The following is a 24,393-nucleotide window of genomic DNA, read 5'->3' as shown; positions in this document are numbered from 1 at the left end:
AAGTCTATGTTGACCCACTGACACTGGCGCCCGATTACGCTCAGGGCTCAGCTGATGTGGCCCGCCTTCTCCATCTGGCGGAGCTCGCGCTTCAGCTCGGCGACCTCGTCGCGCAACCGCCCGGCCAGCTCGAACTTGAGCTCGGCTGCCGCCTCGAGCATCTGGCTGTTGAGGTCGGCGATGATGGCCTCGAGGTCGTTCGCGCCGGCTGCCGCGATGCCTTCGCGACGCAGATTGGGCGTGGGGCTCTTCTTACCCCGGCCGGAGCGTTCGCGCAGGAGTTCCGCCGTGTCGGCACCCTCGCGGGCCAGGGCCTCCGTGATGTCGGCGATGCGCTTGCGGAGCGGCTGCGGGTCGATGCCGTGCAGCGTGTTGTAGGCGACCTGCTTCTCGCGCCGGCGGTCGGTCTCGTCGATCGCGAGCCGCATCGAGTCGGTCATCTTGTCGGCGTAGAGGTGCACCTCGCCGGAGACATTGCGCGCCGCGCGGCCGATGGTCTGGATGAGCGACGTCGACGAGCGCAGGAAGCCCTCCTTGTCGGCGTCGAGGATGGCCACCAGCGACACCTCGGGCAGGTCGAGACCTTCACGGAGCAGGTTGATGCCGACGAGCACGTCGTACACGCCCATCCGCAGCTCGGTGAGCAGTTCGACGCGGCGGAGGGTGTCGACGTCGGAGTGCAGGTAGCGCACCCGCACACCCGCCTCCGTGAGGAAGTCGGTGAGCTCTTCGGCCATCTTCTTGGTGAGCGTGGTGACCAGGACCCGCTCGTCGCGGGCGGCGCGGAGGCGGATCTCTTCGAGCAGATCGTCGATCTGACCCTTCGAGGGCTTCACGATGAGCACCGGATCGATGAGGCCGGTGGGGCGGATGATCTGCTCCACCACCCCGTCGGCGATGCCCATCTCGTACTTGCCCGGAGTCGCGGAGAGGTAGACGGTCTGGCCGACGCGGTTCTTGAACTCGTTCCACTTCAGCGGCCGGTTGTCGAGTGCGCTCGGCAGGCGGAACCCGTGGTCGACCAGCGTGCGCTTACGCGAGGAGTCACCCTCGTACATGGCGCCGATCTGCGGCACCGTGACGTGCGACTCGTCGATCACCACGAGGAAGTCGTCGGGGAAGTAGTCGAGAAGGCAGTGCGGGGCCTCACCGGGCATCCGACCGTCGATGTGGCGGGAGTAGTTCTCGATTCCGGAACAGAACCCGATCTGCTGCATCATCTCGAGGTCGAAGGTGGTGCGCATGCGCAACCGCTGCGCCTCGAGCAGCTTGCCCTCGCGCTCGAGCACCGCCAGCCGGTCGTGCAGCTCGGTCTGGATGGTCTCGATCGCGCGATGCATCACGTTCGTGTCGGCCACGTAGTGCGAGCCGGGGAACACCGAGACGTTGTCGAGCTTCTGCACGATCTCGCCGGTGAGCGGATGCAGGCTGTAGAGACCCTCGATCTCGTCGCCGAACATCTCGATGCGGATGGCGAGCTCTTCGTACATCGGGATGATCTCGATGGTGTCGCCGCGCACCCGGAAGTTGCCGCGGGAGAAGTCGATGTCGTTGCGCTGGTACTGCATGGAGACGAAACGGCGGATGAGCCAGTCGCGATCGACCTTCTGGCCGACCTGCAACGCGATCATCGCGTTCAGGTATTGCTCGGGGGTGCCCAAGCCGTAGATGCAGGACACGGTCGAGACCACCACGACGTCGCGGCGGCTGAGCAGCGAGTTCGTGGTGGAGTGGCGCAGGCGCTCCACCTCGGCGTTGATCGACGAGTCCTTCTCGATGAAGGTGTCGGTCTGCGGCACGTAGGCCTCGGGCTGGTAGTAGTCGTAGTACGACACGAAGTACTCGACCGCATTGTTCGGCATCAGCTCACGGAACTCGTTCGCCAGCTGAGCGGCCAGCGTCTTGTTGTGCGCGAGCACGAGGGTGGGGCGCTGCACCTGCTCGATGAGCCAGGCCGTGGTGGCGGACTTGCCCGTTCCCGTGGCACCGAGGAGCACGACATCCGTCTCACCCGCGTTGATGCGGCCGGCCAGCTCGGCGATGGCAGCAGGCTGGTCGCCACTCGGGGTGTAGTCGCTGACGACCTCGAAGGGGTGAACAGAGCGAGTGGGTTCCATGCATTAAGTTTAGGGAGAGCCACCGACATCCCGGTCGGTGCTCGCTCTCAGCGTCATGGCGGCGCATCCCACCTCACCACCACCTCGAGGCAGACACACATGAGAATCGGCATCCTGACCAGCGGCGGAGACTGTCCTGGACTGAACGCGGTCATCCGCGGCGCAGTCCTCAAGGGCACCGAGATCAACGGGCAGGAGTTCGTCGGCTTCAAAGACGGCTGGCGCGGCGTCGTCAACGGCGACATCCTCCCGCTCGAGCGCAGCCACGTGCGCGGCATCGCCAAGCAGGGCGGCACCATCCTCGGCACGTCGCGCACGAATCCCTTCGAGGGCAACGGCGGGCCGGAGCGCATCCAGGAGACCCTCGACCGTCTCGGAATCGACGCCATCATGGCGATCGGCGGCGAGGGCACCCTCGCCGCGGCGAAGCGGCTGACGGATGCCGGCCTCAAGATCGTCGGTGTGCCCAAGACCGTCGACAACGACCTCGACGCCACCGACTACACCTTCGGCTTCGACACCGCCGTCGAGATCGCCACCGAGGCGATGGACCGCCTGCGCACCACCGGCGACTCGCACAGCCGCTGCATGGTGGCCGAGGTGATGGGGCGGCACGTGGGCTGGATCGCGCTGCACTCCGGCATGGCCGCGGGGGCTCACGCCATCCTGATCCCCGAGCAGAAGACGAGCATGGCGCAGGTGGCGGAGTGGGTGCAGAGCGCCGCGAACCGCGGGCGCGCTCCCCTCGTCGTCGTGGCCGAGGGGTTCACGCCCGACCACGCCGACGACCCGCACTCCGAGCGGGGCCTCGACGCCTTCGGTCGTCCGCGTCTCGGCGGCATCGGCGAGCGGCTCGCGCCCATGATCGAAGACCTCACCGGCATCGAGACGCGGGCGACCACGCTCGGCCACATCCAGCGCGGCGGCGTGCCGACCGCCTACGACCGCGTGCTCGCGACCCGTCTCGGCATGGCCGCATCCGACATCGTGCAGGAATCGGCCTGGGGGCAGATGGTGGCGCTGCGCGGCACCGACATCGTGACCGTGGGCTTCGAGGAGGCGCTCGGCAAGCTCAAGGTCGTGCCGCAGCACCGCTACGACGAAGCGGCGATGCTCTTCGGCTGAGCCGCGGCGAATGATTGCGCACATGACGAGGACCGACCCCGTATAGGGCGTCGGTCCTCGTCATCTGCGTAATTACTGACGCCTTTCCCGGAATCGCACCGGGTCTCCCGGCCGGGCTTGCGCCGCTCGGTCGACCGAATCCGCCGTGAGTACGCCGATCACCGGGTAGCCGCCGGTCACCGGGTGGTCGCGGAGGAACACGACGGGCTGGCCGCTCGGAGGGATCTGCACCGCGCCCACCACCATCCCTTCGCTGGGGAGTTCGCCGGCGTGTCCAGGAGCACGCTCGATCGCGACCCCGTCGGCCGCCAATCGCACGCCGACCCGGTTCGAGTCGGTTCCGACCGTCCACGTCGCGCCGAGCAAGGCCTGCCAGCCGGCGTCGCCGAACCAGTCGTCGCGCGGACCCCGGGCGATGGCGAGGATCACGGGACCGGACCGCGGCAGTGGCGGCGGGATGAGCGTGGTGCCAGGCCAGTCGCCGGGTGTTCCCTCTTCGTCGCCCGCGAGTTCGAGCACGTCGCCCGCCCGCAGCGCCGCCGGACCGAGCCCGCTCAACACGTCGCTCGAGCGGCTGCCGAGCACCCGCTCCCCCGCGAAGCCGCCGCGCACCGCCAGATAGGAGCGGAGTCCACCCTCGGGTGCTCCCACCGCGATCGTGTCGCCGGCGAACACGGTGAACGATGTGCCGGCCGGGTTCACGACGGTTCGACGGATGCGCCGCACAGCGTCCACGGCGGGGCCCGCATCGGCCGCACGCGGCGGGCCGCCGCCGCCCATCGGGCCGCTCTGGCCCGGTGCATCGTCATCGCTCGCCGAGTCACCGCCGCCCGCCGAATTGCCATCGTTCACCGCGCGGGCAGGGACCGGGGCGCTGGCCTCGGGGTCCGCGACTCTGGAGTGGCGGCCGACCCGCACGAACTCCGTGACGGTGGCGACGGCCGCAGCCCCGGTCAGCGCGACGAGCATCGTGCGGAGCGCCCGTAGTTCGAGCCCGCCGAGGACGACCTCGATCGCAGCCGCGCCCTGCTCGTTGCCCACGAGCCGGTTCGCCGCGGCGTAGGCGCAACGGTCGGCTGCGCCGGATGCGGTGACCCCGAAGTGCGCGTATCCCGGCCGCCCCTCGTCCTGCAGGAGCGCGAGCGGGCCGGTGGCGAGCACCTCGAACGCCGCGGTGGAACTGGCCACCTGAGCGCCCTCGTCAGCCTTCACGGACGAACCTCACCCGCGTCCCGGGCGCCAGCAGCGCCGGATCGGCGCGCTGCGCATCCCAGAGAACCGCAGCGGTGTGTCCGATCACATGCCAGCCGCCTGGCGACTCCCGCGGATACACGCCGCAGTATCCGGCCGCCAGGGCGACCGAACCGGCCGGCACAGCAGCCCGTGGAGTGACCCGACGCGGCACCGTCAGACGGTCGTCCTCACCGGCGAGGTACGCGAAACCGGGAGCGAACCCGATGAACGCCGCCGTCCACACCTGCTCGAGGTGCGCCCCGATGACCTCATCGACGGATGCGCCGGTCAACTCCGCGACGACGGCGAGATCGGGCCCGTCGTACCGCAGCGGCAGCTCGACGATCGCACCACGCTCCGGCTCGGCTGCCAAGCGGGTCGCGGCGTCGGCGCCGGCTCCGATGTCGGCCTCGCGCAATGGCCCGGCACTCGCGCCGACTTCCTCCGGCGCCGCCCGAGGTTCCTCCGCGCCCACTCGCCGGATCCACTCGACGACCGCCACGCGCGACTGCGTCCCGGGCTCGAAGCCGACCAGCACCGTGGTCGCCGCGGGCACGAGATCCGTCACGCCAGCTGGCGCCGTCGCGCGCAGCCGCAGGTACAGCTCGACCACGTTCCGCGCATCCGGCGGCTCGACGAGCACCGCGGCCGACCCGACCGGCAGCACCGTGAGGGCGGGGCGCGACGCTCCCGCACCGGCGGGTTGCGTCACCAGCCGTGCGGTCATCGCGACGACGAGGCGAACGGGGCGATCGTGAGGCCGGCTGCTTCGATCGAGTCGCGCACCGCCCGGGCGATCGCCACCGCACCGGCGGTGTCGCCGTGCACGCAGATGGTCTCGGCCGAGAGAGCGATGTCGGTTCCGTCGATGGCGGTGACGACGCCTTCGGTTGCGAGGCGGAGCATCCGCTCGGCGATCTCGCCGGCATCGTGCAGCACGGCGCCGGCCTCGATGCGGGGCACCAGTGTGCCGTCGGGCCGGTAGGCGCGATCGGCGAAGGCCTCGGGCACGAAGCGGAGACCCTCCGCCTCGGCCAGGCGCCCCACCTCCGAGTCGGGCAACCCGACGATCGCGAGCGAGGGATCGATCGCGATCACCGCGTCGACCACGGCACCGGCCTGCCGTTCGTCGTGCACGATCCGGTTGTACAGGGCGCCGTGCGGTTTCACGTAGAGCACCCGGGTTCCGGCGGCCGTGGCGAGGCCCTGCAGGGCGCCGATCTGGTAGATGACGTCGGCCGTGAGGTCGGCGGCGGGAAGATCGAGGTCGCGCCGGCCGAAACCGCGGAGATCGGGGTAGGACACCTGCGCGCCGATCTCGGTGCGGCGGGTGGTGGCGAGCCGCAGGGTTTCGAGGATGCGCGTGGGATCGCCCGCGTGGAACCCACAGGCGACGTTCGCGCTGGTCACGAGATCGAGCATCGCGCGGTCGTCGCCGAGGTCCCAGGCGCCGAACGACTCACCGAGGTCGGCGTTCAGATCGATCACGGCCATGGCCTCACACCGCGGCTTCCCGAGCGCTTCCGCGCCCCTGCAGCTTCTCCCACGCGGCATCCACCTGTTCCAGCGTCTGCTCGAGGCTGCCGCTCGTGTCGATCACCGTGTCGGCGATCGCCCGCCGCTCCTCATCGGTGGCCTGCGAGCGGATGCGCCGCTCGGCCTCTTCGCGCGACATCCCGCGCAGGTCGACCAGTCGCGCGATCCGCACCTCGGCCGGCGACTCGACCACCACGACGTGCTCGAACAACCCGCCCCGGCGCCCACCCGATTCCACCATCAGGGGCACGTCGTACACGACGACGGCATCCGGATCGGCGGCGCGGGTCTGCTCCAGTCGTTCTATCAGCAGCCGGGCGATTTCGGGATGCGTGATGCCGTTCAAATCGAGCCGCGCCTGTTCGTCGCCGAACACGATCGCGCCGAGCGCCGGGCGATCGAGGCTTCCGTCGGGGGCGACCACGGAGTCGCCGAAGCGCTCACGGATGGCGGCGAGACCCGGAGTTCCCGGTTCGACGGCCTCCCGGGCGAGCTGATCGGCGTCGAAGACCACGGCCCCGTGCTCCGCGAAGCGGCGCGCCACTGTCGACTTGCCTGCGGCGATTCCCCCGGTGAGTCCGATCACGTACACGTGCTCATGGTATCGGGCGCCGCATCCGTCTCACTGTTCTCGCCGGCGCCGGTCAGCTGATCGGGGAGCAACGGACGCGCAAGCGGCCGACTGGGAACGCCCAGATGACTTCATCGCCCATCACCTGCGCACGTCGAGCGATCTCGGTGAGCTGGTAGTTGCCGTCAGTCTCCCAGCTCGTGCGGAGCCCGCGGATTAGGCGGCGAGCCTCGAAGTCCGGCGCAATCGTTCGAGTCACACCGACCGCGTCGTGCCATCCACGCGCCCATGACGATGTTCCGAATTCGTCGAAGACATCGGCCCAATCCGTGCCCTCACTCGCGTGTCGACCTATCAGGTCGAGCAGCTGCTTGGTGACTGCATTGACTCGGGTGGATTGACGAGGCCCGGAAACGCCCAGTTGGAGTATCCAAGCCGCGAACATTCCGCTTAGAGCTGTTGGAGCAACAATGTCCATACCTGAACAATACTCGCTAGTGAGGGTTGGCTCGTTAACGGCCGGATGGCCGCCCCCGAAGGGACGGCCATCCGTGTGTGGTGCGGTGTGACTAGTTGTTCGAGCTGAGCTTCTCGCGCAGGGCGGCGAGGGTCTCGTCGTCGGCGAGGGTGCCCGCGCCGGTCGACTCGCTCGAGAACGAGGAGGAACCCGAAGGGATGTCGCTCGCGGCTGCATCGGCAGCGGATGCGGCGACCTGCTTCTTGTGGGCCTCCCAGCGAGCCTGAGCCTCGGCGTACTCCTGCTCCCACTTCTCGCGCTGGGCCTCGAAGCCTTCCTTCCACTCGTTGGTCTCCGGGTCGAAGCCCTCGGGGTACTTGTAGTTTCCCTGGTCGTCGTACTCGGTGAGCATTCCGTAGAGTGCCGGGTCGAACTCGGTGCCCTCGGGGTCGACGCCCTCGTTGGCCTGCTTGAGGCTCAGCGAGATGCGGCGGCGCTCGAGGTCGATGTCGATGACCTTGACGAAGACCTCGTCGCCGACCGACACGACCTGCTCGGCGAGCTCGACGTGCTTGCCGGAGAGCTCGGAGATGTGCACCAGACCCTCGATGCCCTCGGCGACGCGGACGAACGCACCGAACGGCACCAGCTTGGTGACCTTTCCGGGCGCGACCTGGCCGATGGCGTGGGTACGGGCGAACACCTGCCACGGGTCTTCCTGCGTCGCCTTGAGCGAGAGCGACACGCGCTCGCGATCGAGGTCGACCTCGAGGATCTCGACGGTGACCTCCTGGCCCACCTCGACGACCTCGGAGGCGTGCTCGATGTGCTTCCAGGACAGCTCGGAGACGTGCACCAGACCGTCGACGCCGCCCAGATCGACGAACGCACCGAAGTTGACGATCGACGAGACGACGCCCTTGCGGACCTGCCCCTTCTGGAGGTTGTTGAGGAAGGTGGTGCGGCTCTCGGACTGCGTCTGCTCGAGCAGGGCGCGGCGCGACAGAACGACGTTGTTGCGGTTCTTGTCGAGTTCGAGGATCTTGGCCTCGATCTCCTGGCCCAGGTACGGGGTCAGGTCGCGCACGCGGCGGAGCTCGATGAGCGAAGCCGGGAGGAAGCCGCGGAGGCCGATGTCGACGATGAGGCCACCCTTGACGACCTCGATGACGGAACCCGTCACCACGCCGTCGGCGTCCTTGATCTTCTCGACGTCGCCCCACGCACGCTCGTACTGAGCACGCTTCTTGGACAGGATGAGGCGGCCTTCTTTGTCTTCCTTCTGGAGGACGAGCGCCTCGACCAAGTCGCCGACCTGGACGACCTCGGTGGGGTCCACATCGTGCTTGATGGAAAGTTCACGCGAAGGGATGACGCCCTCCGTCTTGTAACCGACGTCGAGGAGGACCTCGTCGCGGTCGATCTTCACGACGGTGCCTTCGATGAGGTCTCCGTCGTTGAAGAATTTCAGAGTCTTTTCGACCGCGGCGAGGAAGTCTTCAGCAGATCCGATGTCATTGATGGCGACCTGCTTGGTTGCCTTTTCGGTCGTTGCGATTGTCATGTAGTGGTTGCTCCGTTGTGGACATAGTTCGGGCCGGTTGCGAGGTGGTGATATTGTCTGGTCCGCAACTGGCAGGCGGATAGAAGTCACAAGAGTGACGCTCTAGTCTAGCTAGGTGGCGCCGGATGCGGCAAGCCGCGTTCTCAGTGCCGTTTCATACAACGCTCGGGAGGCTCCGAGCATTCCGTGCGCTCAGGATGCCGCGGCGGCGGCCTCGGGGCCGAGCCCGACCACGATGTCCTTCTCCGATCCGGGGTTCAGCGGATCGAACCAGACCACTGCCGCATCCCCGGCCCGTGGGAGCGCTGCCGGCGAGAAGTTGCCCTTCTTCGTCACCCACCGATCGACGCCCGCCAGATCGCGGAACGTCACCGTGAACTGCAGGCGCGGCATCCCACTGATCTCCACGCCGGTCGGCAGCACCTCGGTGACCACGCCCGCCACCCTGCGCCCGGTGGTCACGCGTTCGGCCATCCGCTTCGCCTTGCGCCGGGCACCGGATGCGGCGAGCACGACCACGACGAGCAGCACCAGTGCGATGACACCGAAGACGATCGGCAGCCACACCGGCAGCCAGTACTGCACCCAGGCGGAGGTGTCCCACGGCGTGGGTGCGTCGCCCGCCATGAAACCCAGCAGCTGGCCGTAGCTCTCGGCCGGGGTCCATTCCGGGTAGAACAGGGCAAGACCGATCGCGATGCCCGTCGCTCCGGTGAACAGCGGCAACAGGGTGGCGCCGGCCAGTCCCAGCACGCGACCGGATACGCCGGTGAGGGCGAAACCGAGGATGGCGCCGAGTGTCACGCCCACGATGAACAGGAGGGGAAGCGTGCCGTCGAAACGGCTGTCCCACCCGTCACCGACCTGGTTGATCGCCATCAGGCGCATGGTGTCGAAGGTCTCGCCGAAGCCATAGCCCGCGAGGGCCCAGAGGCCGACATGAACGATGCCGAGAACGGCGGTGATCGCGACGCGGCCGGCGCTGCGAGCCGGCCGGTTCGCCTTCTCCGCCCGGGCGATCCGAGGGTCGATGGTGCTCATGTCGGCAGTTTATCGACAGGTGTCCCCTGAATGGGGGATCGGGTCGTCGTCGCCCGCTTCGCGCGCCGGGCGCGCACGATGTCGGCGAGGGCGGTCTCGTGGTCGCGGAAGGCGAACGAGTACCCCGCCGCCTCGAGTCGCTCGGGCACCACCCAGCGGCTCTTCAGCACCAGCTCCGTCTCGGTGCGAATCACGAACGAGCCGAGTTCGAGCATCCAGCGCGCGGTCGGGAGGCCGAACCGCGCTCCGACCGCGCGGCGCACCGAAGCCATGAATGTGCGATTGTCGGTGGGGTGCGGTGCTGCGGCGTTGACAGGGCCGTCGATCTCCGGACGGGTGTCGAGGAAGCGGATGATGCCCAGCACATCGTCGAGGTGCACCCAACTGAACTTCTGCCGGCCGCCGCGCGAGCCCCGACGGAAGCGATGGTCGGTGCCGGCGGCTCGCCGAGCCGGGGTGGCCGGCCAGTGCCCGTCGAACTGCGGACCGCCCAGACCGGCGCGGGCGAGCGCGAGGATGGGGGTGAGCGCACTGCCGTCGCCGAGCACGATCGCCATGCGGAGCGCGACGCGCCGGGTGCCGGCGAGCTCGCCACGGAAGAACTCGTCTTCCCAGCTCGTCGCCACATTCACCGAGAAGCCTTCCCCGATCTCACCGGTCGACTCCGTCATCGGGCGGTCGTCGGCATGCCGGTAGATGGTGGCGGTGGATGAGTTGATCCACAGGCGGGGCGGATGCGCGGCCGCAGTGACCGCGTCGTGCAGTGCGCGAGTGGTCGCGAGTCGCGAGCGGAAGATCTCGGCGCGGTTCGCGGCGTCGTAGCGGCAGTTGACGCTCTTGCCGGCCAGGTTGATCAGGAGGTCGGCGCCGTCGACCAGGGCGGCGATCGCGGCGGCATCGTTCCAGCGCGCAGCCGGACCGGCGCGGCCGATCAGCGCGACCTCCGCGCCCTCCTCACGGAAAGCCTCCGCCAACCGCGCACCGATGAAACCGGAGGCGCCGGCCAGCACGACGCGACGACGGCGCTCGGTCATCGGGAGCCCGCCCCGGCGTCTTGGGGGTCTTCCGCGTCGTGCGCGACTGCGGCATCCGCGGTCGCGGCCTTCTCCTCCACATCGTCCGGCCGCAGCTCGTAGGTGAAGGTGCCCGTGTATTCGTAGAGGCGCCCGAGCGCCGGCGCGTCGACGGTGACGGAGACCCGCTGCGCCCCCGCTCCCCCGTTTGCCGCGTCGTCGAAACGCTCGATCAGCGTGACGCGCGGCGAGATCGCGGCCGGCAGGGCGAAGTACTGGCGCCCGATCCGCAGCTCCAGGCTCGTGGAGGCGAGGTGGAACTCACCCCGCACCACACGGGCGGAGAGCCGCACGCGGAAGCGACGATCGAACCCGAGGTGATCGACCAGACCGTCGGCACCGGGGTTCTCGGCGGTGATGGCATCGACCATCGCGCGTGCCCCGCCGAGGAAGTGGAAGCGACGCACGGCGACCACCGCGGTTCGCCCGTCGCGGTCGACCAGCGGGGCGTTCACGACGGTGAAGGGCACGTTGTGCTCCCACACCGGAAAGAGGACGCCTTGTCGCGCCAGCAGGGCGAGCGCCGGCCGCAGCCAGCGCCGTGGTGTGCCCACCACCTCGAAGGTGCCGCTGCCGTAGCCACGCAGGCCGGCCGGAATCGCGCCGAAGTACCGGCGGAGCACCGGATGCAGATCGTCGAGCGCCGAGCCCGAGGTCAGCTCATAGGGGGAACGAGGAGCACGCACCACGCCGCGGCTACTTCAGCAGCGCCGAACGCAGGGTGTCGAGCCCCACGCCGCCGAGGTCGAGCGCCTTGCGGTGGAACTCCTTCGACGAGAAGGCCTCCTTCTCGCGGGCCCGGAGGGTGTCGCGCAACTCCTCCCAGATGCGCTGACCCACTTTGTACGACGGCGCCTGGCCGGGCCAGCCGAGGTAGCGGTTGACCTCGAAGCGGATGAACGCGTCATCCATGTTCACGTTCTGCCGCATGAACTCGAGGGCGTACTCCGCATCCCACACCCCCGATCCGGTGAGGCGCGGCTTCTGGAGGTGCACGCCGATGTCGAGCACGACGCGGGCCGCGCGCATCCGCTGACCGTCGAGCATGCCGAGGCGGTCGGCCGGGTCGTCGAGGTAGCCCAGCTCTTCCATGAGGCGCTCGGCATAGAGCGCCCAACCCTCGGCGTGACCGCTCGTGCCGGCGAGCTGACGGCGCCAGGTGTTCAGCTTGGCACGGTTGTAGACGGCCTGGCCGATCTGCAGATGATGGCCGGGAACGCCCTCGTGGTAGACCGTGGTGAGTTCGCGCCAGGTGTCGAACTCGGTGACGCCGTCGGGCACCGACCACCACATGCGGCCGGGGCGGGAGAAGTCGTCGGTGGGGCCGGTGTAGTAGATGCCGCCCTCGTGGGTGGGGGCGATCATGCACTCGAGGGCGCGGATCTCCTGCGGGATGTCGAAATGCGTCTTGCCGAGCTCGGCGACCGCGCGGTCGCTGGTGGCTTGCATCCAGGCCTGCAACGCATCGGTGCCGTGCAGCTTGCGACTCGGATCGCCGTCGAGGAAGGCGATGGCCTCGGCGACGGATGCGCCGGGCTTGATCTCCTCGGCGATCGCCTCCTGCTCGCGCACCATGCGGCCGAGTTCCTCGATGCCCCACTCGTAGGTCTCGTCGAGGTCGATCGTGGCGCCGAGGAAGCGGCGCGACTGCAGGGCGTAGTGCTCGCGGCCCACCGCATCCTGGGAGCCGGCGACCGGGGCCAGCTCGTTCTCGAGGAATTGCGCCAGCTTCGAATAAGCCTCGGATGCGGTCTCCGCGGCCCGCTCGAGATCGGCACGGAGGCTCGCGGGCAGCTCGGAGGGAGCGCCGCCCGTACCCGTCTCGCTCTCGACCTCGGTCTCGGCGTCGACCCGGGCGCCCTCGACGAACTCGGCGAAGAAGCTGTCGGGGCCGGAGTTCTTGCGCACCTGAGCGAGCACCTCGACCACCTGGCGGCGGGCCGGGACGGTGCCGCGGCGCATGCCCTCGCGCAGGGTCACGATGTAGCCGTCGACGGCCTCCTCGACCGCGGAGAGCCGCTTCGCGACGACCGACCAGTCGTCGACCGTGGCCGTGGGCATGAGGTCGTAGACCTCGCGGATGTGCTGACTGGGCGAGTCGATCACGTTCAGGTCGCGCAGGTGCAGGCCGGCCTCCGAGCTCGCCACGGCGAGTTCGAGTTCGTTGCGCAGGTCGGTCTTGGTGACCTCGTCGACCTCGTCGACCGGGGTGGCCGCAGCGAGTTCGGTGAGCACCGACTTCACGGCGGCGATGTACCGGTCGTTCCCCGCGGGCGAGAGGTCTCCGTAGCGGTCGTTCACCTCGGAGCGGCCGATGTAGGTGCCGAGCACCGGTTCGAGCTCCACCACGGTGTCGACCCAGCGCTCGGCGATGGCGTCGATCGCGGTCGGAGGACGGGTGTCGGCGGGGGTCGGTACTGTCGTGCTGGTCATGTTTCGACCCTAGGGCACGGTGCCGACACCGGTCGATGAGCGGTCGAGGCTGTGGATGAAAATCGGTTCTCCACAGGCTGCGTCACCGGATTGACTTATTCGAACATATATTCGAACATGAGGGCATGACCGATGCCGCACTCACTCTCTCCTCCCCCGCTCCGGCGGGCGAGGAGATCCGTGCGCTGCAGTCACGCATCCAGCAGATGCAGGCCACGAAGCTCGACACCCGGAGGGTGCGAACGCATCCGGCGCTCGAGTCGCTGCTGCCCGGGGGATCGTTGCGCTCCGGGGCGGCATACTCGGTCGAGTCCTCCACCGCGTTGGTGATGGCGTTGATGGCCGGCCCCTCCGCCGACGGGGTGTGGTGCGGAGTGATCGGGCTTCCCGATTTCGGGGTGGAGGCGGCGTCGCATTTCGGCATCGACCTCGAGCGACTCGCACTCGTGCCGCATCCGGGCGAGGAGTGGCTCACGGTCACGGCCGCGATGGCCGATGTTGTGGGCGTGGTGGTGACCAGGGCGCCCGGCCGGGTCACCGACTCGGCCATGGCCCGGCTGCAGGCCCGCATCCGCCAGCGAGGAGTCACCCTGATCGTGCTCGGCGACTGGCCGCAGAGCGAGGCCTCCCTTCGCATCGTCGAGAGCTCGTGGGCGGGCATCGGGCAAGGAAACGGGCATCTCGCCGCCCGGCAGGTGCTGGTCTCTTCCACGGCTCGGGTGGGCTCGGGGCGGCCGCGGCGGGCACGACTGTGGCTGCCCGACCGACGTGAGTCGTTCCGCCCGGTGCTGGAGCAGACGGATGTCGCCGGCAGCCGAGGTGAGACGGGTGGCCCCGGTGTGGCGACCACGGGTCTCCGACTGCTGCAGGGAGTGGCGGGATGAACGGGATGCGGAGCGCAGTGGCGCCGGTTCGCACGATGGTGCTCTGGTGCCCGGACTGGCCGGTGGTGGCCACTGCTGCGAGCGAGGGGGTCTCGGTCGAGCAGAGCATCGCCGTGATCGAGAAAGGTCTGGTGTTCGCCTGTTCGGCCGCGGCGCGGGCCGACGGGGTGCGGCGTGGGCTGCGGCTGCGAGAGGCGCAGGCACGGAGTCCCCGGCTGCGCGACTTCGCCTACGACCCGGTGCGGGTCGACCGCGCCTTCGAACCGCTGATCAGCGCGCTCGAGGAGATGAGCCCGAACGTCCAGATCGTGCGCTCAGGCAGCTGTGCCCTGGCCGTGCGCGGTGCGGCACGGTTCTACGGCGGCGAGCACGCCGCGGCCCTGGCCTTTCTCGAGCGCTTCGCCGAGCTGGGGGTGACGGATGCCCGGGTGGGGGTGGCCGACGGGATGTTCGCAGCCGATCAGGCGGCTCGGCTGCCCGGCGTCGACCTGATCAGGATCGTGCCGGCTGGTGCGTCACCGGAGTTCCTGCGCGATCTGCCCCTGCAGCTGCTCGACGAACCCGAGCTCACGACGCTGCTGTGGCGGCTCGGCATCCGCTCGCTGGGCGACTTCGCCCGGCTGCCGGCTGACGACGTGCGTTCTCGCTTCGGGGAGTCCGGCGCCCGCGCCCACGCCAAGGCCGCCGGTCTCGACGGCCGCCGGGTGGAGCCACGCATCCCACCCGAGGTGCGTGAGAGCGTCAGCGACTTCGAACCGCCCCTCGACCGCATCGATCAGGTGGCCTTCGGTGTGCGGGCCGCGGCGGAGCGTTTCATCGGAGAGCTCGCGGCCGCCCATCTCGTCTGCACCGCACTGCGCGTCGAGATCACCAGTGAGCGTGGCGAGTGGCGTGATCGCGGCTGGCTGCATCCGCGCTGGTTCACCGCGAGCGACGTGGTCGACCGGGTGCGCTGGCAGCTGCAGGGCGGGAGCACCATCGAGAGCGCGCTCACCTCGCCGATCGCCCGGGTGCGCATCGTCGCCGAAACCGTCGACCGCAGTGAACGACACGAGACCGGGCTCTGGGGCAGCGGCTCCGAGGAGCGCATCCATCACGGCCTCTCCCGGGTGCAGAGCATCGTGGGGCACGAGGGGGTGCTCACGGCATCGATCGGCGGGGGGCGTTCGCCGCACGAACGACAGGTCCTGGTGCCCTGGGGCGACCGCCACGAGCAGAAGGCCGCCGTCGCCCCGACGAGTCGTGTCCGTGGCCGGCGCGAGGAGGCGGCGCCGTGGCCGGGGAGCGTTCCGCCGCCGTTGCCCACCACGGTCTTCGAGCAACCGCACGCGGTCTTGGTGCTCGCTGCAGAGCAGCAAGAGGTGACGGTCACCGAGCGGGGTGAGCTGTCTGCAGAACCCGCCTACTTCTCCCCCGAGGCCGCCGGCCGGCGGCTCCGGCCGCTCGAGGCCTGGGCGGGGCCCTGGCCGGTGTACGAACGCTGGTGGGATTCCGCCGCCCGCCGCCGATTCGACCGTTTCCAGATGATCGACGCCGATGGCACCGCCTGGCTCCTCGCCCTCGAACGCGGCACCTGGTATGCGGAGGCCCGCTATGACTGAGTTCATCGGAGGCCGCTGATGGGATGGGGTAATCCACCGATCAAGTGGTCGGAACTCGAGGCGACGTTGTCGGGGCGCACACGACCCCGACGGGTGATGGCCGACGAGGAGACGCACTCGCACAAGCGGCCCGCCTACGTGCCGCCGCCGGTGGTGGAGACGGACGACGGCGAAACAGTCGTGCCCTATGCCGAGCTGCACGCGCACTCGAACTTCAGCTTTCTCGACGGAGCTTCCTCGCCCGAAGAACTGGTGCAGGAAGCGGCGCGGATGAAGCTGCACGCGATCGCCCTCACCGATCACGACGGCTTCTACGGGCTCGCCCGCTTCGCCGAGGCCGCCGAGATGCACGGCGTCAGAACGATGTTCGGCGCCGAGCTCTCGCTCGACCTGAGCGCCCCGCAGAACGGCATCGCCGATCCCGAGGGCTCGCACCTGCTCGTGCTCGCCCGACAGCAGCCCGGCTACCACCGGCTCGCCGGCACCATCACCACGGCACAGCTCGCCCCCGGCGCCGAGAAAGGCAAGCCGCTCTACTCCCTCGAGCAGCTCTCCGCCGACTCCGGCGGCGATTGGATGGTGCTCACCGGCTGCCGTAAAGGCCTCGTGCGCCACGCTCTCACGCTCGAGGGAGAAGAAGGGGCCGAGCGCGAGCTCGACCGCCTGGTGGCACTCTTCGGTCGCGAGAACGTGCTGGTCGAGCTGACCGACCGCGGCCATCCGCTCGACAGCAGCATCAACGACGCCCTGTTCGACCTCGCGCAGAAGCACCGTCTCGCCGCCGTCGCCACCGGCAACGTGCACTACGCCACTCCCGACCGACACCGCCTGGCCGAGGCCATCGCTGCGGTGCGGGCACGCCGCAGCCTCGACGAGCTCGACGGCTGGCTGCCGGCGGCACCGGCTGCCCATCTGCGCACCGGTGCGGAGATGGCACGCCGTTTCGGCCGGTACCCCGGTGCGGTCGAGCACACCGTCGAGGTCGCCGACGAGCTGGCCTTCGAGCTCAGGCGGGCGAAGCCGAAGCTCCCCCAGCAGGAGGTTCCGCCAGGGCACACCGACATGTCGTATTTGCGAGAACTGGTCACCGCGGGCGTGGCCGATCGCTACCCCGAAGCCGGAGACGAGGTCTGGAAGCGGATAGACAAAGAACTCGATGTCATCGAGAAGAAAGACTTCCCGGGCTATTTCCTGATCGTCTACGACATCGTGCGGGAGGCACGTTCTCTCGGCATCCTCTGCCAGGGCCGCGGCTCGGCGGCCAACTCCGCAGTCTGCTACGTGCTGAAGATCACCGCCGTCGACCCGATCCTCTGCCAGCTGCCGTTCGAGCGCTTCCTCTCGGCGCTGCGCGAGGAGGAGCCCGATATCGACGTCGATTTCGACTCCGAGCGGCGTGAGGAGGTGATCCAGTACGTCTACACGAAATACGGCCGACGCAACGCCGCCCAAGTGGCCAACGTCATCCAATACCGGCCGAAATTCGCAGTACGCGACATGGCCAAGGCGCTCGGCCACAGCCCCGGCCAGCAGGATGCCTGGTCGAAGCAGATCGAGCGCTGGGGGCCGATGGTCGAAAGCGGCGACCATGACATCCCACCCGAGGTGATCGAGCTGGCCACCGAGCTGCTCGGCTTCCCCCGCCATCTGGGCATCCACTCCGGGGGCATGGTGCTCACCGATCGTCCCGTGGGCGAGGTGTGCCCCATCGAGAATGCGCGGATGGAGAACCGCACAGTGCTGCAGTGGGACAAAGACGACTGCGCCTGGATGGGGTTGGTCAAGTTCGACCTGCTGGGGCTCGGCATGCTCTCGGCGTTGCAGTACACCTTCGACCTCGTGAAGGAATCCACCGGCCGGAAATGGGATCTCGACAGCATCCCGAAAGAGGAGGAAGGCGTCTACGACATGCTCTGCCGCGCCGATTCGATCGGCGTCTTCCAGGTGGAGAGCCGCGCCCAGATGGGCACCCTCCCGCGATTGCAGCCACGCGAGTTCTACGACCTCGTGGTGGAGATCGCGCTCATCCGGCCCGGCCCGATCCAGGGTGGGGCCGTGCACCCTTACATCCGGCGCAAGCTCGGCTTCGAAGAAAAGACGTACATCCATCCGAAATTGGAGCCGGTGCTGAAACGCACCCTGGGGGTTCCCTTGTTCCAGGAGCAGCTGATGCAGATGGCCATGGCGGTGGGCGATTGCTCGGCCGAAGACGCCGATCTCCTCCGCCGCGCCATGGGCTCCAAACGCGGGCTGGAGAAGATCTCGTCGATTCGGGAAAAGCTCTACGCCGGTATGGCGGCGAACGGCATCTCGCCGGAGGATCGCGACATCATCTACACGAAGATCGAGGCCTTCGCGAACTTCGGCTTCGCCGAGAGTCACGCCACGAGCTTCGCGCTGCTCGTCTACGCGAGCTCCTGGTTCAAGCTGCACTATCCCGCCGCCTTCCTGGCCGCGCTGCTGCGGGCGCAGCCGATGGGCTTCTATTCGCCGCAGACGTTGACGGCGGATGCACGGCGGCACGGCGTCGAGGTGCGTCGGCCCGACATCCAGCGCTCGGGCGTGCGGGCCGGGCTCGAGCCGCTGCTGCTGACGGCGGAGGGGCCGTGCGCCGAGACCGGGCTCGAGGAGTGCGTGCATCCGTCCACCCCGGAGCCGCAGACCTTCGACCGTGGGGCTCCCGACCGCACGGCCGAGCATCGCCGCGACGGCCGCCTGGCCGTCCGGCTGGGGCTCGCCGAGATCACCTCGATCGGAGACAAGCTCGCGGAGCGGATCGTGACCGAACGCGAGCACCACGGCCCCTACCAGAGCATGGCCGACCTCGCTCGCCGGGTGGGACTCACCACACCTCAGCTCGAGGCTCTCGCCACCGCCGGCGCTTTCGAGTCGCTCGGCCTGACCAAGCGCGAGGCGCTGTGGGAGGCCGGCAACGCGTCCCAAGAGCGTGCTGAGTACCTCCCCGGCACCTTCGTCTCGGTGCAGCCACCGCTGCTGCCGATGCTCACCCCCGAAGAGCAGGTGGTCTACGATCTCTGGGCCACCGGCATCTCACCCGACGACCATCCGCTGCACCATGTGCGAGAAGAACTCCGGATGCGCGGAGCATTGTCCGTCGCCGATCTCGCGACCGCCGAGAACGGCCGTCGCATCGAAGTCGGCGGAGTGGTGACGCATCGGCAGCGGCCGGCCACGGCGAGTGGGATCACCTTCATGAACATCGAAGACGAGACGGGCATCCTCAACGTCATCTGTAGCGTCGGGGTCTGGTCACGACATCGCCGGGTGGCCCGTGATTCCCCCGCGTTGATCGTTCGGGGCATCCTCGAACGATCGAAGGAGGGTGTCACCAACCTCGTCGCCGACCGCTTCGAACCGCTGCCGCTCTCCGCCAAGACCCGCTCCCGGGACTTCCAATGAGCAGCGTCGCCGTTCCGATGAGCAGCGTCAGCGGGCGACCCAGGAGCCCGCCGTGCAGACGTAGAAGCCCGAGTTGTCGGTGTCGAAGTAGATGTCGCCGTCGTTGCCGCACGGATCGGTGACCGGAGGCGCTCCGGAACCCAGAACGATCTGGGTGCCGTCTTTGCCGGCCGGCCCCTGAGCGCCGGTCTCGCCTTGCGCGCCCGTCGCCCCGGTTTCGCCCTGCGCACCGGTCTCACCCTGGGCTCCCGTCTCGCCCTGCGCGCCGGTGAGGTGCTCGGCAGCCGACTGCTTCAGGTTACCGACCGTGGTCCAGGTGCCGTCGCGATGCAGGTAGACGTTCGCGGTGGCGATGTCGAGATAGATGTCACCGTCGATGCCCGCCCCCTCGTCGGGTGTTCCCTTGCCGGCGCGAATGGCCGAACCGGCCGGAAGCACCTCAGCGAGGTACTCCTCGTCGATGGCATCCTCGGCCGAGTCGTCAGAATCGGCGAAGTCATCGGACGCGTCTGACGCGTCTGTGGCGTCTGGTGACGTCACAGCCTCGGTCGCCGGCACCTCGACGGCGGCAGAGCCCGCATCCGAACCACGCGCGAGACTCGCACCGAGGAAGGAGGCGCCGAACACGAGCACGACGACGGCAGCCGCGACCCCGAGCAGCACCGGCAGCGTCACCGGCCGAGGAGCACGCGGTGACGAAGGAGACGACGGAACCGGCGCGCCGGGAGTCGACGGCGGGCCGCCCGGAGTCGACGGCGGGCCGCCCACAGGCACGGGATTCCCGCTCGCAGGCACGGAGCTGTCGTCAGCAGGCACCGAGCCGGCAGGCACCGAGCCGGGGGTCACCGAGCCTGGGGTGGGCGATTCGGGCTGGTCGGGTGGAGTGGTGAGCGACATCGGTCCCCCTTCGGTGGCATCCGCACGCACGACAGATGTTCGAACCACACGATACCGGTCACCACCTCGTCAGCGCCCTCCCCGGCGAGATACGCGCCGGCGCCGAGCCACCAGGAGCGCGCGACCGCTCCGGGTCGCTGCTACGCCCCGAGTCAGCCGCGGCGCCCTAGTGCGCGGCCTCGTTCCAGTTCTGGCCGCGACCCAGCTGCACCTCGAGCGGCACCGAGAGCGACGCCGCCGACGACATGCGCGTGGTGACGATCTGGGCCAGCGCGTCCCACTCGCCCGGAGCGACGTCGAACACGAGTTCGTCGTGCACCTGCAGCAGCATCTTCGAAGTCAGCCCGGCCGACGCGAGATCGGCGGAGATGCCGATCATCGCGATCTTGATGATGTCGGCGGCCGTGCCCTGGATCGGCGCGTTGAGCGCCGCCCGCTCGTCGTTGTCGCGCAGCACCCGGTTGGCGCTGTTGAGGTTCGCGAAGGGCCGACGCCGGCCGAAGATCGTCTCGGTGTAGCCGTCGATCTTGGCCTGCACCACCACGTTGCGCAGGTAGTCACGCACCGCGCCGAAACGCTCGAAGTAGTCGGTCATCAACTGCTTCGCCTCAGCGGTCTCGATGCGCAGCTGCTTCGACAGCCCGAAGGCCGACAAACCGTAGGCCAGGCCGTACGACATCGCCTTGACCTTGGTGCGCATGTTCGGCGTGACGTCGGACGGGTCGACACCGAAGATGCGCGCTCCCACGAAACGGTGCAGGTCTTCGCCCGAGTGGAAAGCGTCGATCAGCCCCGCGTCGCCCGAGAGGTGCGCCATGATGCGCATCTCGATCTGGGAGTAGTCGGCGGTGAGCAGCGTCTCGAATCCGGAGCCCACCTGGAAGGCCGCACGGATGCGTCGGCCTTCCTCGGTGCGAACGGGGATGTTCTGCAGGTTCGGGTCGGTGGAGGAGATGCGCCCGGTCGACGATCCGGTCTGCACGTAGGTGGTGTGCACCCGGTTGTCGGGCGCGATCGCCTTGTCGACCGACTCGATGATCTGCCGCAGCTTCGTCGCGTCGCGGTGCGCGAGCAGCAGCCCGAGGAAGGGATGCGGATTCGTGGCCTGCAGATCGGCGAGAGCACCGGCATCCGTCGAATAGCCGGTCTTCGTGGCGCGCGTCTTCGGCATGTCGAGCTGATCGAAGAGCACCTCCTGGATCTGCTTCGGCGACCCGAGGTTGATCTCGCGCCCGATGATGCCGAACGCGTCGGAGGCGATCTGCGCGGCCGATTCGCCGAGCTCGGCCGAGAGCGCCGCCAGCTCGTCGTGGCTGACGGTGACGCCCGTGAGTTCGATCTGCGCGAGCACGAGCAATGTGGGCATCTCGATGTCGGTGAGCACGCGACGGGTGCGGTCGTCGAGCACCGCCGAGAGCGACTGCGCCACCCGCCAGGCGTACCAGGCCTCCTCGGCCGGACCCACCATCGTGTCGTCGTCGGGCACGAGCTGATTCGGATCGGGAGTCGGCAGCGTCTCCAGCAGATGCCGGTCGACGAGCTGGGCGAGCGAGCGATCGGCACTCGAATCCGGCTTCAGCAGCCAGGCTGCGATCACCGGGTCGAAGAGCAGACCGTCGAACGCCAGGCCGGCCGAGCGCAGCGACTTGATCTGCTTCTTCGCGTCGAACAGGATCTTGGGGCTCGGCCCGGCGAGCCACGCCTCGAACGGGGCGAGCTCGCTGCTGTCGCGCGCCCACGGCAGGTACACCGTCTCGTGCGGCGTGGCCAAGCCGATCGCGATCGGGAACCCGTCGAGCGTCTCCACCTGCACGGCGACCGCGCCGCTGAGGTCGGCGGGATCGGCCGACGACGCGTCGAATGACCCCGAGTGCCGCGCCAGCCACGCGGCCAGCTCGTCATCGAGCAACGTCACCGGCACCGGCGCCTTCTCGGCCTTCGCCGCGGCGGCGGCCGCAGCCGCCTGCCCCACCTCGGAGTCTCCCCCGATGCCCTCGAGCTTCAGGATGCGGTCGAGCAGCGTGCGGAACTCCAGCCGCGCGAACACGTCGCGCATCGCCTGCTCGTCGATCGGCTGGCGCGCGAGATCGGCGGGACCCACCGGCAACTCGACATCGGTCAGCAGCCGGTTGAGCTTGCGGTTGCGGATCGCGTTCTCGGCGAACTCGCGCAGGTTGTTGCCCACCACGCCGGGGATCTCGTCGCGGTGCTCGAGGATCGCATCCAGCGACCCGAACTGGTTGAGCCACTTCACGGCGGTCTTCTCGCCGACCTTCGGGATGCCGGGCAGGTTGTCGCTGGTCTCGCCCACCAGCGCCGCGATCTCGGGGTACTGCTCCGGGCGGATGCCATAACGGTCCTGCACCTTCGCCACGTCGTACCGCGTGAGGTCGGAGACGCCCTGACGCGAGGGATAGAGCAAGGTCACGTCGTCGTTGACGAGCTGGATCGCATCCCGGTCACCCGACACGACGAGCACGCGATAACCCTGCTCCACACCCTGCAGAGCGAGGGTGGCGAGGATGTCGTCGGCCTCGTAGTCGGGCTTCTCGATGGTGGTGATGCCGAGAGCGTGCAACGCCTCCTGCAGGAGGGGCACCTGGCCCACGAACTCGGGTGGCGTCTCGCCCCGCGTGCCCTTGTATTCGGGGTACTCGCGCGTGCGGAACGACGACCGCGAGACGTCGAACGCCACCGCGAGATGCGTGGGATTCTCGGCCTTCAGCAGGTTGATCATCATCGCGATGAACCCGTGGATGGCGTTGGTGTGCTGCCCGTCGCGGGTGGAGAAACTGTCGACCGGAAGGGCGTAGAACGCCCGGAATGCGAGCGAATGTCCGTCGATGACGAGAAGGGTAGGCTGTTCTTTGTCCGGCACACGGCAAGCCTACACAGCCCCTCCGACACGCCGGAGGCACCGCCCGAAGGCGGGGCCCGGAGGCCTCACAGAGTTCAGGATCACCGACGATGACGCTGCCCGAATCCGCCGCCCAGGAGCCTCAGGAGGCCCTTCCCCTCGATGTGATGGAGGTCTTCGGCTATCGCGGCATCGGCGCCCTCGCCGAGCGCATGGGCATCGAGTTCCTCGAACTCACTCCCGAGCGCTCGGTGGCGCGGATGCCCGTCGAAGGCAACACGCAGCCCCTCGGCCTGGTGCACGGCGGCGCCTACGTCGTGCTCGCCGAGAGCCTCGGCTCGACCGCAGCGAATCTGCATGCCGGGCCCACGAAGATCGCGGTCGGCATCGAGATCAACGCCAGCCACTCCCGCTCCGCCACCGAGGGCTGGGTCACCGGCGTCTGCACGGCGATCAGCCTGGGCCGCACCCTGGTGACGCACGAGATCGCGATCAGCGACGAGAAGGGCCGCCGGCTCTCCACCGTGCGCATGACCAACTTCATCAAAGACCGGCCGGAGGGCCAGGTCTTCGAGACGAAGTAGAGCTACTTCTTCGGGCTGAGCTGCTCGATGATCGCCTGGGCGACGTCGTGCATGGTGAGACGGCGATCCATCGACGCCTTCTGGATCCAGCGGAACGCCTCGGGCTCGGTGAGGCCCATCTTCTCGTTGAGCAGGCCCTTGGCCCGGTCGACGAGCTTGCGCGTCTCGAAGCGCTCGACGAGGTCGGCGACCTCGGACTCCAGCGTGATGATCTGGGCGTAGCGCGAGAGGGCGATCTCGATCGCGGGCAGCAGGTCGTTCGGAGTGAACGGCTTCACGACATAGGCGAGCGCTCCCGCCTCGGTGGCCCGCTCCACGAGCTCCTTCTGGCTGAACGCGGTGAGCAGCACGACGGGTGCGATGTGGTCTTTCGACAGGCGCTCGGCCGCCGAGATGCCGTCGAGCTGCGGCATCTTGACATCCATGATGACCAGGTCGGGGCGGAGTTCGGTGGCGAGGGCCACGGCCGTCTCGCCGTCTCCGGCCTCGCCGACGACATCGAACCCGTTGTCGCGCAGGATCTCGACGATGTCGAGGCGGATCAGCGATTCGTCTTCGGCCACCACAACACGGCGGGGCACTGCTGTCGTTGGTTCTTGGTCAGTCACGTTTCAACCCTACGGTATTCTGGACCTCGCTCGTAGCAAGCCGGTGTGGCGGAATGGCAGACGCGACGCACTCAAAATGCGTTGTCCGTGAGGGCGTGTGGGTTCGAGTCCCACCACCGGTACCCAAAACTCCCACCCTCATCCCACCGGGATGGGGGTGGGAGTAGGCGTCCGAGTGTTCAAGACGTGCGGTGATTCGACGGCTCCGCTCACCGCCGAGGTGAGAAGCGCTTGTCGGTATCCGAGGTCCTGTCGTGCGTCTTCTGCTCGGCCCACACGTCGAGAGCTGATCGGCGATCGTGGCGGCCGGATGCACCGACCCGTGTCGGTGGACACCGAGGCGAACGGCAGTACGGCATCGGCGGATGCTTTCGGTTTCGGGTCGAAAGGTA

The 24,393-nt window shown here is 68.6% G+C and carries 19 protein-coding genes and 1 tRNA gene; 6 read left to right on the top strand and 14 right to left on the bottom strand.

All coding sequences use genetic code 11. The features are described 5' to 3' along the window. Positions 1–47: 47 nt before the first annotated feature. Positions 48–2,117: an excinuclease ABC subunit UvrB gene (gene uvrB / locus BLW00_RS09690; protein ID WP_092552953.1), complete on the bottom strand. Its 2,070-nt coding sequence runs from the start codon at positions 2,115–2,117 to the stop codon at positions 48–50. Positions 2,118–2,216: 99 nt separating this feature from the next. On the opposite strand from uvrB, the gene BLW00_RS09685 reads away from it, so the two are divergent. Next, positions 2,217–3,242: a 6-phosphofructokinase gene (locus BLW00_RS09685; protein ID WP_092552950.1), complete on the top strand. Its 1,026-nt coding sequence runs from the start codon at positions 2,217–2,219 to the stop codon at positions 3,240–3,242. A 72-nt stretch (positions 3,243–3,314) separates the two neighbouring features. On the opposite strand, the gene BLW00_RS09680 is transcribed toward BLW00_RS09685, so the two are convergent. The 10 genes from BLW00_RS09680 to BLW00_RS09635 all read right to left on the bottom strand — a co-directional run bounded on the left by BLW00_RS09680 (position 3,315) and on the right by BLW00_RS09635 (position 13,150). Further along, complete coding sequence (locus tag BLW00_RS09680; protein ID WP_217634346.1) at positions 3,315–4,454, bottom strand: 5-oxoprolinase subunit C family protein; 1,140 nt, start codon at positions 4,452–4,454, stop codon at positions 3,315–3,317. Continuing rightward, entirely contained in the window at positions 4,444–5,202 is a 759-nt protein-coding gene (locus BLW00_RS09675; protein WP_092552944.1) for a 5-oxoprolinase subunit B family protein, read from the bottom strand. The genes BLW00_RS09680 and BLW00_RS09675 overlap by 11 nt, the downstream gene beginning before the upstream one ends. Then, a complete protein-coding gene (locus tag BLW00_RS09670) occupies positions 5,199–5,969 on the bottom strand; it encodes a LamB/YcsF family protein (RefSeq protein WP_092552941.1) in 771 nt (256 codons plus the stop codon). The genes BLW00_RS09675 and BLW00_RS09670 overlap by 4 nt, the downstream gene beginning before the upstream one ends. Positions 5,970–5,973: 4 nt before the next feature. Beyond that, entirely contained in the window at positions 5,974–6,603 is a 630-nt protein-coding gene (coaE, locus tag BLW00_RS09665; protein ID WP_092552938.1) for a dephospho-CoA kinase, read from the bottom strand. A 52-nt stretch (positions 6,604–6,655) separates the two neighbouring features. Beyond that, positions 6,656–7,060 carry a hypothetical protein gene (locus BLW00_RS22895; RefSeq protein ID WP_139256674.1) on the bottom strand — a complete coding sequence of 135 codons (405 nt, stop codon included), beginning with the start codon at positions 7,058–7,060 and terminating at the stop codon, positions 6,656–6,658. A gap of 91 nt (positions 7,061–7,151) precedes the next feature. Further along, positions 7,152–8,603: a 30S ribosomal protein S1 gene (rpsA, locus tag BLW00_RS09655; protein WP_092552932.1), complete on the bottom strand. Its 1,452-nt coding sequence runs from the start codon at positions 8,601–8,603 to the stop codon at positions 7,152–7,154. A gap of 192 nt (positions 8,604–8,795) precedes the next feature. Beyond that, a complete protein-coding gene (locus BLW00_RS09650) occupies positions 8,796–9,644 on the bottom strand; it encodes a DUF3592 domain-containing protein (RefSeq protein ID WP_092552929.1) in 849 nt (282 codons plus the stop codon). Beyond that, on the bottom strand, positions 9,641–10,678 hold the full coding sequence (locus BLW00_RS09645; protein ID WP_092552926.1) for an epimerase: 1,038 nt from the start codon (positions 10,676–10,678) through the stop codon (positions 9,641–9,643). The genes BLW00_RS09650 and BLW00_RS09645 overlap by 4 nt, the downstream gene beginning before the upstream one ends. After that, positions 10,675–11,406, bottom strand: coding sequence for a DUF4166 domain-containing protein (locus tag BLW00_RS09640; protein WP_092552924.1), 732 nt, complete (start codon positions 11,404–11,406; stop codon positions 10,675–10,677). The genes BLW00_RS09645 and BLW00_RS09640 overlap by 4 nt, the downstream gene beginning before the upstream one ends. 7 nt (positions 11,407–11,413) lie before the next feature. Further along, positions 11,414–13,150: a DUF885 domain-containing protein gene (locus BLW00_RS09635; RefSeq protein ID WP_092552921.1), complete on the bottom strand. Its 1,737-nt coding sequence runs from the start codon at positions 13,148–13,150 to the stop codon at positions 11,414–11,416. Between the two features lie 125 nt (positions 13,151–13,275). Between BLW00_RS09635 and BLW00_RS09630 the strand changes: the two genes are divergently transcribed. Genes BLW00_RS09630 through BLW00_RS09620 form a run of 3 tightly spaced genes read left to right on the top strand, consistent with a single transcriptional unit; the run spans position 13,276 to position 19,055 of the window. Then, positions 13,276–14,034 (top strand): hypothetical protein, encoded by a 759-nt coding sequence (locus tag BLW00_RS09630; protein ID WP_175494212.1) that lies wholly within the window; start codon positions 13,276–13,278, stop codon positions 14,032–14,034. Continuing rightward, complete coding sequence (locus BLW00_RS09625) at positions 14,031–15,635, top strand: DNA polymerase Y family protein (RefSeq protein WP_092552918.1); 1,605 nt, start codon at positions 14,031–14,033, stop codon at positions 15,633–15,635. Before BLW00_RS09630 ends, BLW00_RS09625 begins: the two co-directional genes overlap by 4 nt. 18 nt (positions 15,636–15,653) lie before the next feature. Beyond that, the gene (locus BLW00_RS09620) at positions 15,654–19,055 is read left to right on the top strand and encodes an error-prone DNA polymerase (RefSeq protein ID WP_092552915.1); all 3,402 of its coding nucleotides are present in this window, start codon (positions 15,654–15,656) and stop codon (positions 19,053–19,055) included. Positions 19,056–19,082: 27 nt separating this feature from the next. On the opposite strand, the gene BLW00_RS09615 is transcribed toward BLW00_RS09620, so the two are convergent. After that, the gene (locus BLW00_RS09615; RefSeq protein ID WP_092552912.1) at positions 19,083–19,952 is read right to left on the bottom strand and encodes a collagen-like protein; all 870 of its coding nucleotides are present in this window, start codon (positions 19,950–19,952) and stop codon (positions 19,083–19,085) included. 166 nt (positions 19,953–20,118) lie between these two features. Next, positions 20,119–22,830 (bottom strand): DNA polymerase I, encoded by a 2,712-nt coding sequence (polA, locus tag BLW00_RS09610; protein WP_092552909.1) that lies wholly within the window; start codon positions 22,828–22,830, stop codon positions 20,119–20,121. A gap of 146 nt (positions 22,831–22,976) precedes the next feature. On the opposite strand from polA, the gene BLW00_RS09605 reads away from it, so the two are divergent. Beyond that, positions 22,977–23,393 (top strand): PaaI family thioesterase, encoded by a 417-nt coding sequence (locus BLW00_RS09605; RefSeq protein WP_245741556.1) that lies wholly within the window; start codon positions 22,977–22,979, stop codon positions 23,391–23,393. Between the two features lie 2 nt (positions 23,394–23,395). On the opposite strand, the gene BLW00_RS09600 is transcribed toward BLW00_RS09605, so the two are convergent. Beyond that, complete coding sequence (locus BLW00_RS09600; protein WP_092552903.1) at positions 23,396–24,001, bottom strand: ANTAR domain-containing response regulator; 606 nt, start codon at positions 23,999–24,001, stop codon at positions 23,396–23,398. Positions 24,002–24,040: 39 nt separating this feature from the next. Here BLW00_RS09600 and BLW00_RS09595 point away from each other — a divergent pair. After that, positions 24,041–24,123: transfer RNA gene (locus BLW00_RS09595), tRNA-Leu, on the top strand. Positions 24,124–24,393: the final 270 nt, after the last annotated feature.

It is taken from the genome of Herbiconiux ginsengi (assembly GCF_900107435.1).
GTDB classification, from domain to species: Bacteria; Actinomycetota; Actinomycetes; order Actinomycetales; family Microbacteriaceae; genus Herbiconiux; species Herbiconiux ginsengi.
This window is presented reverse-complemented; position numbering and strand designations above follow the sequence as displayed.